The following is a 14,165-nucleotide window of genomic DNA, read 5'->3' on the forward strand; positions in this document are numbered from 1 at the left end:
ATCGTTCGGGCATCGTTGCCGTCGATCTCGATCGAGACCTCGTGTCCTACTTGGCGGAGCTCGACGAAGAGCTCCGGCTCAGCGCATTGAAGGCAGTGACAAGGAGCAAGATTCGCATCTCAGCAGATCCTGGGAAGCTGTTCGCCGACGATCCAGTCGACAACGCGCATGCCGCCGAGCCGGGTGTGCATGGTGACCAGCGCGTGCTCGTCCGCGACGACCTCGCCAATGAGGGCCGCATCGAGTCCTTTCGGATGGCTGTGCATGGCGGCAAGCAGGGTTGCGGCGTCGTCCGCCCCACAAATCGCAATCAGCTTGCCTTCGCTAGCGACATTGAGCGGCTCGAGGCCGAGCAGTTCGCAGGCCGCCGCGACTTCCGGCTTCACCGGCACGGCCGTTTCCCTGATTACCATGCCGACCTTCGACTGGTGCGCGATCTCGTTGAGCGTGGCCGACAGCCCGCCGCGGGTCGGATCGCGCAGCACGCGAATGCCGGGCACGGCCGCTAGCATTGCCGCAACCAGATCGTTGAGCGGCTGTGCGTCGGACAGTATCTCGGTCTCGAAGTCGAGATGCTCGCGTTTGGAAAGTATCGCGATGCCGTGATCGCCTATCGTGCCCGAGACGATGATCGCGTCGCCGGGCCGCGCGTTGCTTCCACTGATGTCGGTGGCTTCGGAGACGACGCCGACACCGGTCGTGGAGACAAACACGCCGTCGCCCTTGCCCTTTTCCACGACCTTGGTGTCGCCGGTGACCACCGGCACGCCCGCCTGGCGCGCGGCCAGCGCCATGGAGACGACGATCCTCTCCAGATCCGTGAGGGGAAATCCTTCCTCAATGATGAAGGAAGCGGAGAGCCAGAGCGGCCTGGCGCCCATCATGGCGACGTCGTTGACGGTGCCGTGAACGGAAAGCGCGCCGATGTCGCCGCCCGGGAAGAACAGCGGTGAAATGACGTGGCTGTCGGCCGCCATCACCAGTCGGCCGGGGACGCTGCCCAGAAGAGCGCCGTCATTGCCTTGCGCCAGATACTCGTTGGCGAGGTGCTTGTGGAAAACGTCGCGGATCAGCTCGGCCATGGCGCGCCCGCCCGCGCCGTGGGTCATGTCGACCGAACCGCGGACGCGCGCGGTGTCCTCGGCGAGCCTGGGATCGGCCACGGTCATTCGGCTGCCTCCAGCTTGGAAGGCTGCTGTTCGCGGAAGCGACCGTAGGTCCAGTAGGCTGCGCAGGCGCCTTCCGGTGAGACCATGCAGGAGCCGATCGGATTGTGCGGCGTGCAGGCCGTGCCGAACAGCTTGCAGTCGGTCGGCTTCTTGACGCCGCGCAGGATCGACGGGCATTCGCAGGATTTCGCGTCGCGCGAAGCCTTGACCGACAGCTCGAACCGCTCCTCGGCATCGAAATCGGCATAAGCGTCGCGGATGCGAAGCGCGCTGTAGGGCATTATGCCCAGCCCGCGCCAAGCGAAGCTCTTGCGCAGCTCGAAGACCTCGCTCACCAGCGCCTGCGCCTTGAGGTTGCCTTCCTTGGTCACAACGCGGATATATTCGTTCTCGACCTCGTGCCGCCCCTCATTGACCTGGCGGATCAGCATCAGCACCGACTGCATCACGTCGAGCGGCTCGAAGCCGGCGATGACGATCGGTTTCTGGAACTCTTCGGCGAAGAACTCGTAGGGCCGCGAACCGATCACGGAGGAGACGTGCGAGGGTCCGAGAAAGCCATCGATCTTGACGATGCCGAGGTCCCGCACCTCCGGCGACGCGAGGATGTGGCTGATCGCCGGCGGGGTCAGCACATGGTTGCAGAAGACGGTGAAATTCCTGAGCCTCTCAGCCTCGGCCACCTTGAGCGCCGCTGCGGTAGGCGGCGTCGTGGTTTCGAAGCCGATGGCGAAGAAGACGACCCGCCGGTCCGGATTCTCGCGTGCGATCCTGAGCGCGTCGAGCGTCGAATAAACTATGCGTATGTCGGCGCCGTCAGCCTTTGCCCGGATAAGGTTCCGCTGCTTGGTGTCCGGTATGCGCATCACGTCGCCATAGGTGCAGAGGATCACACCGTACCGCTCGGCAAGTTCCACCGCATCGTCGAGCCGCGAGGCCGGTAGCACGCACACCGGGCAGCCTGGACCGTGCACGAAATGCAGGTTCTCAGGCATTAGGTCCTGCACGCCATAGCGGAAGATCGCATGCGTGTGGCCGCCGCAGAACTCCATGAAATGGTAGCTCCTGCCAGGATCGGCCTCGGCCGCGATCGCAGCGGCAACGGTGCGCGCGAGTTCCTGATCCCGATATTCGTCGACATATTTCATGCCTCGATCGCCTCCAGTTCCTCCTGGAGCACACCGGCTTCCGCCATCATCTTCAACGTGCGCTCGGCCTCATCGACGCTCACCTTGTGCAGCGCATAGCCGACATGGACGAGCACGAAATCGCCGATCGCCACGTCCTCGACAAGCGCGAGCGAGATGCGCTTCCTCACCGTGTCGAAGGCGACGACCGCCGTGTCGTCGTCCAGGAGCTCCACCACGCGGGCGGGCACGGCGAGGCACATCAGGCCGATTCCTTCAGTTCAGTCCGAAGTTCGGCCGCAAGCGGATGGCCGGCGAGCACCATCGCGCGGGCCGCGAAGATCCATCCGGTCCAGTCGGTCATCCCTTCGCCGGTCCGCGCCGAAAGCTGCAGGACCTTGATCTTTGGATTGATCTTCCGCGCATTGGCGATGCAGGCTTCGAGATCGAAGTCGAGATGCGGCACAAGGTCCGTCTTGTTGAGGATGATCAGGTCCGCCGCGTGGAACATGTCGGGATATTTGAGCGGCTTGTCCTGGCCCTCGGTGACCGAAAGGATCACCACCTTATGCGCCTCGCCGAGATCGAAGCCGGCCGGGCAGACGAGATTGCCGACATTTTCGATGAAGAGCAGCGAACCCCCGGCGACATCGAGATGTTCGACGGCATGGCCCACCATGTGCGCATCGAGATGGCAACCCTTGCCGGTATTAATCTGAATCGCCGGAGCGCCTGAGGCACGGATGCGCTCGGCGTCGTTCGACGTCTGTTGATCGCCCTCGATGACGGCGGCCGGAAGCTTGCCCTTCAGCGCCTCGATCGTGCGGCAGAGAAGCGTCGTCTTGCCCGAGCCGGGGCTCGACAGGAGGTTGAGCGCGAGCACGCCGCGCGCGGCGAAAAGCTGGCGGTTCTCCATGGCATATCGGTTGTTCTTGGAAAGTATGTCCCGTTCGAGCTGGATCAGCCGCGCCTGATTCATGCCGGGCGCATGGCCAGCGGCGGCGTCCGAACCATAGTCGTGTGGATGATGGTCGTGACGGTGATGGTCATGTCCGTGACCATGACCGGCATGGCCGTGGCCGTACCTGTGATTGAGGCGGCCATCTTCGTGGCGATGATGATGATGGGCGGCCGCGGCCTTGCCTTCGATCCGCACCTCGCCTTCGCCGCATCCGCAAACCGTGCACATCAGCTCACCTCCAATTCCTTGATCCTCAACTCCTCGCCCCGGGTCACCTGCAACTGATGGCTGCCGCAATCCGGACAAGGTTCGTAGCGCTGGGCGATTGCGACGCTCCGGCCGCAGGGCATGCACCATGCGTGACCCTCCGTTTCCAGAATGTCGAGCCTGGCGCTCTCGGCGAGCGATCCGCGCATGACGATGTCGAAGCCGAATTTCAACGCCTCGACTTCGACGCCGGCGAGCCGTCCGATCTCCAGGCAGACGCGGTCGACCCTGGCGAAGCTCTGCCTCGCGGCTTCTTCCTCGAGGATGCCGCGGATGCTTTCGCAGATCGTCATCTCGTGCATCAGTGGAACCTCACCTCGTAGCCGACACAGGGGTCGATGGCGCGCACGAGAAGATCCGCCTGCAGCGCGAGTTCCGCGGGGGTCGGCGCGGCGAGCGCCGCAAGCGAGCGTTCCGCGATGCCGTTTTCGCCGAAATGGCTGCTTGTCGGAGCATCGATCGCGTAGTCGACCACACGTCCCTGGCGAAGCACGACACGGTGCTCGAGCCTGCCGCGCGCAGCCTCGGCGCAGCCGATGCCGGAGAAAGCATTCGTCTCACCGTTTCCGGGGAGGAGATCACCGGACGAGGAACTGCGCCAGCCTGCCGCATCTTCCCTCCCGGCCATCCGGCGCGTCGAGATACTGTCTCCCCGCAAACCACGGGGACGGATCCCGCTCCTCCCCCGCAGCACCGCAAGGCCGGCGGCGATCTCGCCGGGAAGCTTTACCGCCTCAACGAACCGCGCCGCCAGGCGCGCGCCGAGTCCTCCTTCGCCCTCCGCCGAGAGGAAGGCTCCCACGAGCGGCTCGCCGGCCTGCCGGGCGAGGCAAGTTGTGTCCGCGGGCGCCCGCGACTTTTCGCTGTTTCCTTGTGCTTTCGGGCAGCCTATCGTGGCCCAGTCCCTTACCAGGATCCGGTGGACAAACCGCGCGGCGGCGGTGCCCCCTTCCGAGGCCCAGGCGGCGAAACCGGCCGCGTCCATTTCGCAAAGGCTTTCTGCTTCCACATGGACCGTGGCGCGCGTCAATTCGGCGGCTTCGGCGGCGATGCGACTGGCGTCGGTGCCTGGCGATCCGGCTCGCGCACCGGACATGAAAGCGTCGTCGTCGGGAAACAGCGCCTGCTTCAGACGCATAGGCAGTGCCACGGCGCGGCGCATGAGCGCCGCCTCAGGCGCGGCATTTGTGAGGCGCTGAACGTCGAGGCCGATCCTGACGAGGTGCTCGCGCAGCGTTTCGGCAAGCACGAGGAGCTGCCGCGCCGTTTGCGTTGGCGGATCGGTCTCGATGCCCATAGCCGCTTCGGCCGCTTGCACGCCGGCCGCCGCTTGCGCCATGCCGCAGACGCTGAACAGCGATGCCACCGCCGTGACGGCCTCGGTGGCCGATCTGTCCTTCACGATCGGGCCGAGGCCGACCGGGCGCGCCGGCTGGACGCGCGCCCGACAGACCACGCCGCCATCGCAAAAAAGATCGATAACGACCCGCCCGTCGAGGCTCATTGCTGGGCCTCCTCGTCTCGAAGCCCGAACAGGGCGCGGCGAGTCAGCGGCAGAGGCTCTGCTGCGGCCAGGGTGGCGGCGTCTTCATCCGGCCTGGCGGCGGGCTTCGGCAGGCGGCCCTCCCAGAGGCGGACCATGTCGACGTCTTCATCGTCATCCGTTTCGCCCTTGAAAAGCTCCGCGAGCACTTGCCGTGCTGTCTCTTCCGCGCTCTCCTGATCGGCAAACTCGAAGACCGGCGAGAAAAGCGAACATGTGAGGTAGGCGCCAAGTTCTTCCTCGTAGGCGTGGATGAATTCGAACCTGCCCGCAGGGAATGCAACGTGTTCCTTAGCGCCGGGCCGCAGCCGGGAACGTGCCTCGGCGCCCGCGGCAGGCAACAGGACGAGATTCATGAACCAGGGCGTGATCAGAACCGCAAGCCACTCGCCCTGCCACATCCGCACGCCCAGCGCCCGGATGGACAGCGTGGGATTGAGGATCGGGATGCCCTTCATCGATGTCCGCGCGATCCTTTGAAAGGCGGACTCCAGGCAGCGGGCGACGGCAAGCGATTGATCCACGTCAATCGTCCTCTATCACCATGAAATCTTTCCGGGAGCCATCGCAATTGGGGCAGCTCCAGTGCAGCGGCAGTAGGGCGAAAGAGGTTCCGGGCGGTATCTGCCAGTAATCGTCGCCTTCCGCCGGATCGTAGACATGCCAGCAGATCTTACATTCGAGCCGCGTCGCCCGGCCGATCTTGGCGTTGTCCCCGCCATAGGAGCCGTCGAAGAAGGACGCCGTCATCGATAGCCCTCGAGGATTTCGAGCAGCCGGCCGTGGCTATCGGCAATGTCTTCCGGCGCGGCGCTGACGACCTCCGGCAGGGCCGTCACCTGGATCGTGTTGAGGATCAGTGCTTCGGTCGAATTGTAGAAGCGCACCCACCACACGTCCTGCGTCGCGGTCGTCGTAACGCGGCAATTGCCGTAGCCGCGCGAGAGGACCACGACTGGCCCCTGTCCGAGCAGGTTATCGAGAAAGGCAAGATCCTCTTCCGTGTGCGGCAGGAGCGACAGGTTGATCACATGCGGCTCGACGCCCGGCCCCGTGCGGCCCATGTGCTCGTTGATCTCGGCAATCAGTGGCGGCGCGTTGAAGACGCCCGCTGGGTAGACCGCCGGGGCGGCGAGCGCGTCGCGGCTCCCGGCGAAGGCCTCCGCCATCACGGCGGACGGGAAAGGCCCGACCTCGACCGTATCGCTCGCGAGCCGGCCGTCCGGACATGTCCGGCGGATGCGCCAGACTCCGGCAAGCACCGATTCCTGCGCCTGGATATCACCGCCGCAGATCACCGACACCTCGCCTTCGCCGAGCGCCTGGTCGACCAGCGCGAGGTTGGCACTGTCGAGGCCGGCGAGATTATGGACCGCATTCGGACGCCCGAGCGAAAAGGCGGCGAGGCTGTCGGCCACCGCCGAGAGGACGGCGAGCGCCGCTCGCAGTCCGGCGACGCCTTCCTTTTCCGGCAGGATCGGTCGGGCGAAGGTGAGCATGCCTTTCGGCATCTCCATATACTGCAACTCGCCGTCGTCCTCTTCGACCGGCTGCGAGCCCGGCCCCCGGCCGCCAAAAGACGTGATCGCCATGTTCTAGCCTCCCAGCTTACGCCCGCTCAATGGAAATGGTCGTGATCATGATGATTGCCGGTTGCGCAGCCCTCCGGTAGTTCCAAGGGCGGCGGCGCGGAAGGCTCGCACGCCAGGATGGAGGAAATCTCGCCGAGATAGTCCTCCCAGTCGAGCACACGCTTGATGACGCCGAGATATTCGCCGTTTCTCAGGAAAACGAGCGCAGGGAACGCGTTGAACCGATAGCGGCTCTGCAGCTTGCGCTCGCTCTCCTTGGCGACGACCGCCGCCTTGAACACACCCTGGAAGGCTGCGACCAGTTCCGGCAGGATCACCGCCACGTCGTTGCTCTCGACGAGCTGCTGCCAGTCGCCGGCGAAGAAGAGCACCGTGAAGTCGTGGTTTTCGGCGAACGCATCCACCGTCGTTTCGTCAACGACGGCGATGCCGTGGCGCTCGATCATCTTGCTGAGAAGCGGCGAAAACATGGGCTCAAGCGTCCTCCCTACTTTGTGCTGAAGAGGCCGCGCGCAGGTGATCCGGCAATTGCGGTTCACGTCCGACGAGGTCGGCGAAGAGATGGTCGAGATCGGTCTCCCCGGCGAGCGCCCGCTCGGCGGCTTCTAGAGCGTCGGCGATCCGGCGCGCGGCCTCGGGCGTAATCACTTCGCGCGCCGCGTCGAGGAAGGCGATGACCCACGTGCCGGCCGGCTGGTCACCGGTGAGCGTCATGTCGATCCGACGCAGTCCGGCCCGCCCCCGGCAGAGCGCGATGCCGTCGTGCGATTCGATCACCTCAAGGGGCACGCCGATGCACATCAGCCCTGCCCTGCCCGCGAACCGAGAAGCCGATCGATCTCGCTCTCGTAATTCTCCGGCGCGCGGAAGCCGCCGCCTTGCAGGATGCGCGCATCGCCGATGCGGCAGGCTTCGTCGGGCCGCGGCCGCCCGCTCTCATAGAGGCCGATCCGCATCTCGCACGACGCCAGCGTCTCGTCTTCGGCAAGCGGCTCGGCGCGCCGCTCCACAGCCACTCCCTGGAGGGCAAGCCAGCCGACGGCGATGCCGATCGCCGGAACGATGCGGTCCCTGACTGCCGGGCGCAGGCTGCCGCCATAGTCCTCCAACTCCTGCGGCTGGACGCCGACCAGGAGCAGATGGCGAGGATAGTCGCCCATCATCGCCGCCATCGCCAGCACCTCCTGGAAGCCGGTCTGATGCAGGGAAACCTTCTTCACGCCAAGGAAGGCGGGGACCTCGTCGCCCTCGACGACCTTGATGGTGGCGGCAGGCAGGCCGTAGTCGACCGCGTCGAAGACGACCAGAATATCGGCCTCACGGATGTGCTGGACGAGATAGATGCCCTGCGTGCCGCCATCCATCACGCGCATGTTTTCGGAAGACTCGTAGAGACGGTTGAATTCCTCCGCGGCGCGGACACCGAAGCCCTCGTCCGCCCACAACAGATTGCCGATGCCGAGTACCAGCACCGAGGGTGCGTCCTCCAAAGGCTTTTTCTCCTGCCTCCAGCTTTCTCCAACAGAAGGCGCAAGAAGCAGGCCAAATCTACTGGGGCTCGGGCGAACCCAGCAAAAGCAAGGATACGAGGGCCGGTCGCGGCGCAAAACTGAAAGGTGGGCTGCCTGTTTCGCCAGCCAGTCGGAGAGAACCTTCCACATCCAACGACAAATGTTGGCGGCAAGCAGACATTTCACACACAGAAAAGTCGCCTTTCAGCCCGCAAAAAGAAGGCCGGCGCGGCTGCACGCCGCACCGGCCCAAATGCTCGCGGTCACGAGCGTCAGTGGGAGTCAGTCCTTGGGCACTCCATTGCCCCGGAAGGTCCGCCAGCCCGAGAACATGGAGGAGATGATCGACTGCCTCGATATGATGTCCTCACGCACCACGGCGTAGATATGGACGATGATGAAGCAGATGATCACCCACATTCCGAGATGATGCCAGGTATGGACGTCCTGGCTCTGGCCAAAGAGCGGAATTACCCAGCTCGTGAACAGGCCGTACTGCCAGGACCCCATCCCCTCGCCCTCGCCGTAGAGCGCAAGCCCCGTCACGATCATGAAGATCGTGAACCAGACAAACAGGATGTGCATGGCGAGCGTGGCGAGCGGATTGTGCCCGGAATAATTCATCGGCTCCTTGACCCGCATCGCGTACCAGAGCACCTCGTGCCAGAGTTCGCGCCAGAACCGGCCGCTCAGGACCGGCGGCAGGAAGATCTGGCGGGCATGCTCGCTGCCGGCGAACGCCCAGTAGATGCGGAAGGCGAAGCCGACGGCAAGCACGTAGCCGGCGCTGAAATGCAGATAGCGGATCCAGCCGAACAGGAAGCTGGCGCTTGCCTCGCCCCCGACCGCCGGCGGCGGCGACCCGATCAAGTAGCCGGTTCCGGCCAGGATGAAGATCGCGAAGGCGTTGACCCAGTGCCAGAGGCGCAGCGGCGCCTCATAAACATAGACGGCCTCCTCGTTGCGCGGTGTGTGGCTGACGCTCATGGCTGCCTCCTACCCGCCGAAGACCAGCGCCGCGCCGGAGCCGGCGACGAGGATGCCGAGGCCTGCACGCGCCAGGGGCCATTGGGCGAGCTTCAACCCCACGCCAACGCCGAGCCCGTGCAGCGCCGCGGTCGAGAGCGTGAAGCCTGCGACATAGGCCAAGGCCGCGCCGGTCGCCTCGCTTGCATGGGCGTGGCCGTGGAAGACGGCGAAGAGGCCGGCGAGGCCGACGCCGACGGCGGTCGGCAGCTCCGCGCCAGCTACGATCATCAGCCCGAGCGCGAGCACCGATAGGGCGATCATGCCTTCGACCGCCGGCAGGCCTATGCCGGCGAAGGAGAGCGCCGCGCCGGCGATCATCATGCCGACGAAGGCCGCTGGCGCCGCCCACGGCCGTGAAGGCGCAGCCGTCGCCGACCAAATGCCGACCGCGGCCATGGCCATGAGATGGTCGAGGCCCAGCAAAGGATGCGCCATGCCGGCGGCAAAGCCGTCGGTGTGGCCGACACCGACATGGGCGAACGCCGGGCCGGCGAGAGCCGCGAGCGCGCCCGCGGCGGAAACAAGTTTCAGAACCATGCGTCTCATCTCAATTCCTCCCTAGCGCACCTTCACCTTGGCCAATTCCAGGCCGTCCGGACCCATCACATGGGTCGAGCAGGCGAGGCAGGGATCGAAGCTGTGGATCGTTCTGAGGATCTCGACCGGCTCCTCCGGCCGCTCCACCTTCGTGTCCATGAGCGAGGCCTCGAACGCGCCTATATTGCCTTGATGATCGCGCGGCGAGCCGTTCCAGGTGGTCGGCACGACGCACTGGTAGTTCTCGATGCGGCCGTCCTTGATGCGCACCCAGTGGCCGAGCGCCCCGCGCGGCGCCTCGGTAAAGCCGACGCCCCTGACCTCCGAGGGCCAGGTCTTCCGGTCCCATTTGTCGGTGCTCGCCGTCGCGCTGTCGCCCGCCTTGATGTTGGCGACCAGCTTGTCGAGGAAATAGGCCTGCTTGCGCGCGGCCCATTGGGCTTCGAGCGCGCGCGCCGCCGTGCGGCCGAGCGTCGAAAACAGCGCCTCGAGGGGAACGTTCAGCGCCCGCAGCGTCGAATCGACCTGCTCCTTGATGTCCTCGCGGCCCTGGGCATAGCCGACGACGTAGCGGGCGAGCGGCCCCACCTCCATGGCATTGCCTCGCCAGCGCGGCGCCTTGATCCAGGAATATTTCGCGCTCTCATCGATCTCGACGATGTTGGTGCGCGTGCCCTTGGCGTTCGGCCCGAGTTCGTAATGCGCCTCGGTGACGCCGTCCCAAGGGTGAAGGCCCTTGGCCTCGTCCGGATATTTGTACCAGGAATGCGGCACGAATTCCTGGACCTGCTCGGGATCGCGCACGTCGACCGGCTGCACCTCCTTGAGATTGCCGTTGATGATCGCGCCCTGCGGCATCAGGAGATTGGCGGCCGAATAGTCGTTCGCCTTGTCGGGGATGTCGCCATAGGCAAGCACGCTCTTGCCCGACAGCCCTCCGCCGTAGAGCCAGCCCTTGTAGAAGCCGCCGATGGCGATGATGTCGGGGATGTAGACATTTTCGACGAACTCGATCGAGCGGTCGATGACGCTGCGGACATAGTTCAGCCGATCCATGTTGATCGGCGCGCCGGCGGCGAGCTCCCCGTCGATGTTGATCGCGCATGGCACGCCGCCGACCAGCCAGTTCGGGTGGATATCCTTGCCGCCGAAGATCGTGCGCGTCGTCATGATCTCCTTCTGGAAATCGAGCGCTTCGAGATAGTGCGTGAGCGCCATCAGGTCGGCCTCGGGCGGAAGCAGATAGGCGGGGTTGGTCCAGTAGCCGTTCTTGAACGGGCCGAGCTGGCCGCTCTCGACGAATTTCTTCAGCCGGTTCTGGACGTCGCGGAAATAGCCGGGCGACGACATCGGATGGCTCGGCGAAACCGTCTGCTGCAGCTGCGACGTCGCCTTGGGATCGGCCTTCAGCGCGTTGACGGGGTTCACCCAGTCGAGCGCGTGCAGATGATAGAAATGCACGAGGTGATCATGTACCTGCAGCGAAAGCTGCATGATGTTGCGGATCGAGTTGGCGTTCTCGGGGATCGTGATGCCGAGCGCATCCTCGACCGCGCGCACCGAGGTGAGCGCATGCGTTCCGGTACACACGCCGCAGATGCGCTGGGTAAAGGCCCAGGCATCGCGCGGGTCCCGCCCCTTGAGGATGACTTCGAGCCCACGCCACATGGTTCCGGTCGAAACCGCGTTGCGGATGACGTTGTTCTGGTCGACGTTGACCTCGCAGCGCATATGGCCTTCGATGCGGGTCACCGGATCGACGACGACGCGCTGTCCCGAGGTCTCGAGATTGAACCCGTTCGGTGTCTGGATGCCCATCAGCTTTGTCCTCCCTTTTCGCGCATCCGCTTGACGACGCTCGCCGCCGCATGCGCGGCCGCCGCGGCGCCGACCACCGTCGCGGCCGTCGCCCCGATCCTGTCGGCGTTGGCCTCGACGCCGAAGCCGTTGATGTTGCTGAGGCGACTGTAGAAATCGCCCTTGTCCCAGAAGCCGTCCTCCGAGCAGCCGATGCAGGGATGACCGGCCTGGATCGGGAAGGAGAGGCCGCCGTTCCAGCGCACGGTGGAGCAGGCGTTGTAGGTGGTCGGGCCCTTGCAGCCCATCTTGTAGAGGCAGTAGCCCTTGCGCGCGCCCTCGTCGTCGAAGGCCTCGACGAACTGGCCGGCGTCGAAATGCGGCCGCCGGTAGCATTTGTCGTGGATGCGCTGGCTGTAGAACATTTTCGGCCGGCCCTGCCGGTCGAGTTCGGGGAAGCGCTCGAAGGTCAGGATGTAGGTGATGACGGCCGTCATCACCTCGGCGATGGGCGGGCAGCCGGGCACCTTGATGATCGGCTTGTCGGGCAGGCCGGGAACCTTGTGGACGGGCGTCGCACGCGTCGGGTTCGGCCGCGCCGCCTGCACGCAGCCCCATGAGGCGCAGGACCCCCAGGATATGATCGCCTTGGCGTTCTGGGCGGCGTATTTGAGCTGATCGACGAAGGGCTTGCCGCCGATGATGCAGAACATGCCGTCCTCGTTGAGGGGCGGATTGCCTTCGACGGCGAGAATGTAGTTGCCCTTGTACTGCTCGACCGTCTCGGTGACGATCGCTTCGGCCTGGTGGCCGGCGGCCGCCATGATCGTGTCGTCGTAGTCGAGCGACAGCATCGAGAGCACGACATCCTTGGCGAGCGGATGAGCCGAGCGGATGAAACTCTCCGAGCAGCAGGTGCATTCGAGCCCGTGCAGCCAGAGCACAGGAATGCGCGGCTTCGATTCCATCGCATAGGCGATCTTCGGCGCGAAGGCCGGGCCGAGGCCGAGCGACGCCGCCGTCAGGCTGCAGAATTTCAGAAAGCTCCGGCGGGTTATCCCCTGCCGCCGCATGACTTCATAGAAGGTCTCTTGCATCGGGCTCTCCTCATGAGCAGCGCCATCCCTCGACACTGCAGGCATCAATACGCAAGTTCAATGCCAGAACCGGAAGGCAAATGATTTCAGCTGATTATGCTGCAAGACAGAATGCCGACAGCACAGCGAGCCGGATGCCACCGGCAAGCTGACCTACAAATTGCAAGGAACCTTTCACTGCCGATGTGCTTGGCCGGCCGTCTGGTTCCAGCGAAGAACAGGCTTGTCCAGACCGGGTTGCGACCCGCCATTCGCCGGCGTCACTCCTTATCCTGTAGACCTTGCGGGCTGTCCGCTCGGGACAGAAGAAGCCTTCCATTGCCCAGTGTACCAAGATGACGTGGTCGGTGTCAGGGATGGGTTCGGCCTTTCTAGGATATCGCGCTCCGTCTTCAGCTTCGTGGCTTCCTTGCGCAGCCGATCAAGCTTCGGCTTCATCTGACCATGACCGGGAATGCTGCGGATCAGCACTCATCCCACGGACCCATTGCGCAGGACATTCTCATGAGGATTAAGATCACGGTCACCCGCGCCACCGCCACGCCCGATCCTTCACCACCCTCACTGCTTCCAGCTTGACCTTGCGGCTGCATTTCCGGCAGCAGGCCATTGCACCCGAGTTTCGCTGTGGCGAAGGCGGCGGCCGAGTGTGTCTTCAACATCTTTGAGGCTGGCAAGCAGATTATGCCAGCTCAGCCCATATACCCATCACGAGATCGCGCATCAGCAGCGCTTCTGCCCATCTGTCTGTCGAGTCACTCCCAGTTCGTGTTGTGATCGCGTATGGACGAGGCCCAAGCTCGCACGTGAAACTTAGGATGGCCTCTGACCTCGAGCGGCGCCGCCAACTATTGAAGCCGTAGCGCCACCACTTCGCGAAAAGATCTACCCACATCTGGTGATGGGGGAACGAAATCTCGATTTGGACCTGCTCGCGCGATGCCACTCGGCCGTGAAATGCCCAAGACGAATCCAAGATCCGCTCGATCAGTCGATGGTTTTCGGTGCTCACTGGCCAGGCAAATTCCCGGCCCACCAGGAAATGCGATAAGTCTGCGAGGAACGGAATATTGGGTACCGCATCCAGCAAGTCGAGCGTGTAGAAAAGGTCGGTCGTGAGTCGATTGCGGTGCGTCTCGAAATAAACCGGGAAATCGGCGCTTTCGCCGATCCTCATCCAACGCTGAATAAGATCGATCCCCTCGGGAAGTCCGCGCAACCTTACATTACATCCGGCTGCACATTGAAATGCAGTGGGCCAAGCTCACCAGCCAGGTCGATCTGCCTTTTTAAATCATCATCGGTGGCGGGTGCTCCACATGCCTCAACAAGCAGGCCGGTTCCACTTAGAGCCATCTTAAGCGCCTGTGTGTGCTCCTTATTCTCAACAAAAGCGCTAACGCCGGCGAAGGATCCGTCCGTTATCATGCGGACGTTCTCATCTAAAGTTCGCTCAAACCCATCGGGCTCGCGTCGTTCCATCGCCCACAGCGATTGAAGAACCTTGAGTTGCTGCATCAGACCTCCCCTAATCG

At 64.2% G+C, this 14,165-nt stretch carries 16 protein-coding genes and 2 pseudogenes; all 18 read right to left on the reverse strand.

Annotated features, from left to right (window positions below):
* Positions 1–119: 119 nt before the first annotated feature.
* The 18 genes and pseudogenes from hypE to AC4FWB_RS18530 all read right to left on the reverse strand — a co-directional run bounded on the left by hypE (position 120) and on the right by AC4FWB_RS18530 (position 14,148).
* On the reverse strand, positions 120–1,169 hold the full coding sequence (hypE, locus tag AC4FWB_RS18445; RefSeq protein ID WP_491027685.1) for a hydrogenase expression/formation protein HypE: 1,050 nt from the start codon (positions 1,167–1,169) through the stop codon (positions 120–122).
* Complete coding sequence (gene hypD, locus AC4FWB_RS18450) at positions 1,166–2,317, reverse strand: hydrogenase formation protein HypD (RefSeq protein WP_491027686.1); 1,152 nt, start codon at positions 2,315–2,317, stop codon at positions 1,166–1,168. Before hypD ends, hypE begins: the two co-directional genes overlap by 4 nt.
* Positions 2,314–2,559: a HypC/HybG/HupF family hydrogenase formation chaperone gene (locus AC4FWB_RS18455; protein WP_491027687.1), complete on the reverse strand. Its 246-nt coding sequence runs from the start codon at positions 2,557–2,559 to the stop codon at positions 2,314–2,316. The genes hypD and AC4FWB_RS18455 overlap by 4 nt, the downstream gene beginning before the upstream one ends.
* The gene (gene hypB / locus AC4FWB_RS18460) at positions 2,559–3,485 is read right to left on the reverse strand and encodes a hydrogenase nickel incorporation protein HypB (RefSeq protein WP_491027688.1); all 927 of its coding nucleotides are present in this window, start codon (positions 3,483–3,485) and stop codon (positions 2,559–2,561) included. Before hypB ends, AC4FWB_RS18455 begins: the two co-directional genes overlap by 1 nt.
* Entirely contained in the window at positions 3,485–3,826 is a 342-nt protein-coding gene (hypA, locus tag AC4FWB_RS18465) for a hydrogenase maturation nickel metallochaperone HypA (protein WP_491027689.1), read from the reverse strand. Before hypA ends, hypB begins: the two co-directional genes overlap by 1 nt.
* Complete coding sequence (locus AC4FWB_RS18470) at positions 3,826–5,028, reverse strand: nickel-dependent hydrogenase large subunit (protein WP_491027690.1); 1,203 nt, start codon at positions 5,026–5,028, stop codon at positions 3,826–3,828. Before AC4FWB_RS18470 ends, hypA begins: the two co-directional genes overlap by 1 nt.
* Positions 5,025–5,591: a [NiFe]-hydrogenase assembly chaperone HybE gene (hybE, locus tag AC4FWB_RS18475; protein ID WP_491027691.1), complete on the reverse strand. Its 567-nt coding sequence runs from the start codon at positions 5,589–5,591 to the stop codon at positions 5,025–5,027. The genes AC4FWB_RS18470 and hybE overlap by 4 nt, the downstream gene beginning before the upstream one ends.
* Position 5,592: 1 nt before the next feature.
* Positions 5,593–5,817, reverse strand: coding sequence for a rubredoxin (locus AC4FWB_RS18480; protein WP_491027692.1), 225 nt, complete (start codon positions 5,815–5,817; stop codon positions 5,593–5,595).
* A complete protein-coding gene (locus tag AC4FWB_RS18485; RefSeq protein ID WP_491027693.1) occupies positions 5,814–6,659 on the reverse strand; it encodes a hydrogenase expression/formation protein in 846 nt (281 codons plus the stop codon). The genes AC4FWB_RS18480 and AC4FWB_RS18485 overlap by 4 nt, the downstream gene beginning before the upstream one ends.
* 26 nt (positions 6,660–6,685) lie before the next feature.
* A complete protein-coding gene (locus tag AC4FWB_RS18490; RefSeq protein ID WP_491027694.1) occupies positions 6,686–7,129 on the reverse strand; it encodes a thioredoxin domain-containing protein in 444 nt (147 codons plus the stop codon).
* A 4-nt stretch (positions 7,130–7,133) separates the two neighbouring features.
* A complete protein-coding gene (locus AC4FWB_RS18495; RefSeq protein WP_491027695.1) occupies positions 7,134–7,460 on the reverse strand; it encodes a HypC/HybG/HupF family hydrogenase formation chaperone in 327 nt (108 codons plus the stop codon).
* Positions 7,460–8,149, reverse strand: a complete 690-nt coding sequence (locus AC4FWB_RS18500; protein WP_491027696.1) for a HyaD/HybD family hydrogenase maturation endopeptidase — start codon at positions 8,147–8,149, stop codon at positions 7,460–7,462. Before AC4FWB_RS18500 ends, AC4FWB_RS18495 begins: the two co-directional genes overlap by 1 nt.
* Positions 8,150–8,452: 303 nt before the next feature.
* Positions 8,453–9,157 (reverse strand): Ni/Fe-hydrogenase, b-type cytochrome subunit, encoded by a 705-nt coding sequence (gene cybH, locus AC4FWB_RS18505; RefSeq protein WP_491027697.1) that lies wholly within the window; start codon positions 9,155–9,157, stop codon positions 8,453–8,455.
* A gap of 9 nt (positions 9,158–9,166) precedes the next feature.
* The gene (locus tag AC4FWB_RS18510; protein WP_491027698.1) at positions 9,167–9,745 is read right to left on the reverse strand and encodes a HupE/UreJ family protein; all 579 of its coding nucleotides are present in this window, start codon (positions 9,743–9,745) and stop codon (positions 9,167–9,169) included.
* Positions 9,746–9,757: 12 nt separating this feature from the next.
* On the reverse strand, positions 9,758–11,554 hold the full coding sequence (locus AC4FWB_RS18515; RefSeq protein WP_491027699.1) for a nickel-dependent hydrogenase large subunit: 1,797 nt from the start codon (positions 11,552–11,554) through the stop codon (positions 9,758–9,760).
* Complete coding sequence (locus AC4FWB_RS18520) at positions 11,554–12,630, reverse strand: hydrogenase small subunit (protein ID WP_127299106.1); 1,077 nt, start codon at positions 12,628–12,630, stop codon at positions 11,554–11,556. The genes AC4FWB_RS18515 and AC4FWB_RS18520 overlap by 1 nt, the downstream gene beginning before the upstream one ends.
* A gap of 366 nt (positions 12,631–12,996) precedes the next feature.
* Positions 12,997–13,240 (reverse strand): annotated as a pseudogene (locus tag AC4FWB_RS18525) (transposase); the annotation flags it as partial.
* Between the two features lie 72 nt (positions 13,241–13,312).
* A pseudogene (locus AC4FWB_RS18530) lies at positions 13,313–14,148 on the reverse strand (sugar phosphate isomerase/epimerase).
* Positions 14,149–14,165: the final 17 nt, after the last annotated feature.

It is taken from the genome of Mesorhizobium sp. LEGMi-168a (assembly GCF_058312955.1).

Excerpts from the sequence above, each read along its gene's own strand:
- AC4FWB_RS18485 (WP_491027693.1), bottom strand. The coding sequence starts at position 6,659 with ATGGCGATCACGTCTTTTGGCGGCCGGGGGCCGGGCTCGCAGCCGGTC.
- AC4FWB_RS18495 (WP_491027695.1), bottom strand. The coding sequence starts at position 7,460 with ATGTGCATCGGCGTGCCCCTTGAGGTGATCGAATCGCACGACGGCATC.
- cybH (WP_491027697.1), bottom strand. The coding sequence starts at position 9,157 with ATGAGCGTCAGCCACACACCGCGCAACGAGGAGGCCGTCTATGTTTAT.
- hypB (WP_491027688.1), bottom strand. The coding sequence starts at position 3,485 with ATGTGCACGGTTTGCGGATGCGGCGAAGGCGAGGTGCGGATCGAAGGC.
- AC4FWB_RS18520 (WP_127299106.1), bottom strand. The coding sequence starts at position 12,630 with ATGCAAGAGACCTTCTATGAAGTCATGCGGCGGCAGGGGATAACCCGC.
- AC4FWB_RS18455 (WP_491027687.1), bottom strand. The coding sequence starts at position 2,559 with ATGTGCCTCGCCGTGCCCGCCCGCGTGGTGGAGCTCCTGGACGACGAC.
- AC4FWB_RS18515 (WP_491027699.1), bottom strand. The coding sequence starts at position 11,554 with ATGGGCATCCAGACACCGAACGGGTTCAATCTCGAGACCTCGGGACAG.
- hypD (WP_491027686.1), bottom strand. The coding sequence starts at position 2,317 with ATGAAATATGTCGACGAATATCGGGATCAGGAACTCGCGCGCACCGTT.
- hypE (WP_491027685.1), bottom strand. The coding sequence starts at position 1,169 with ATGACCGTGGCCGATCCCAGGCTCGCCGAGGACACCGCGCGCGTCCGC.
- AC4FWB_RS18480 (WP_491027692.1), bottom strand. The coding sequence starts at position 5,817 with ATGACGGCGTCCTTCTTCGACGGCTCCTATGGCGGGGACAACGCCAAG.
- AC4FWB_RS18490 (WP_491027694.1), bottom strand. The coding sequence starts at position 7,129 with ATGTTTTCGCCGCTTCTCAGCAAGATGATCGAGCGCCACGGCATCGCC.
- AC4FWB_RS18470 (WP_491027690.1), bottom strand. The coding sequence starts at position 5,028 with ATGAGCCTCGACGGGCGGGTCGTTATCGATCTTTTTTGCGATGGCGGC.
- hypA (WP_491027689.1), bottom strand. The coding sequence starts at position 3,826 with ATGCACGAGATGACGATCTGCGAAAGCATCCGCGGCATCCTCGAGGAA.
- AC4FWB_RS18510 (WP_491027698.1), bottom strand. The coding sequence starts at position 9,745 with ATGAGACGCATGGTTCTGAAACTTGTTTCCGCCGCGGGCGCGCTCGCG.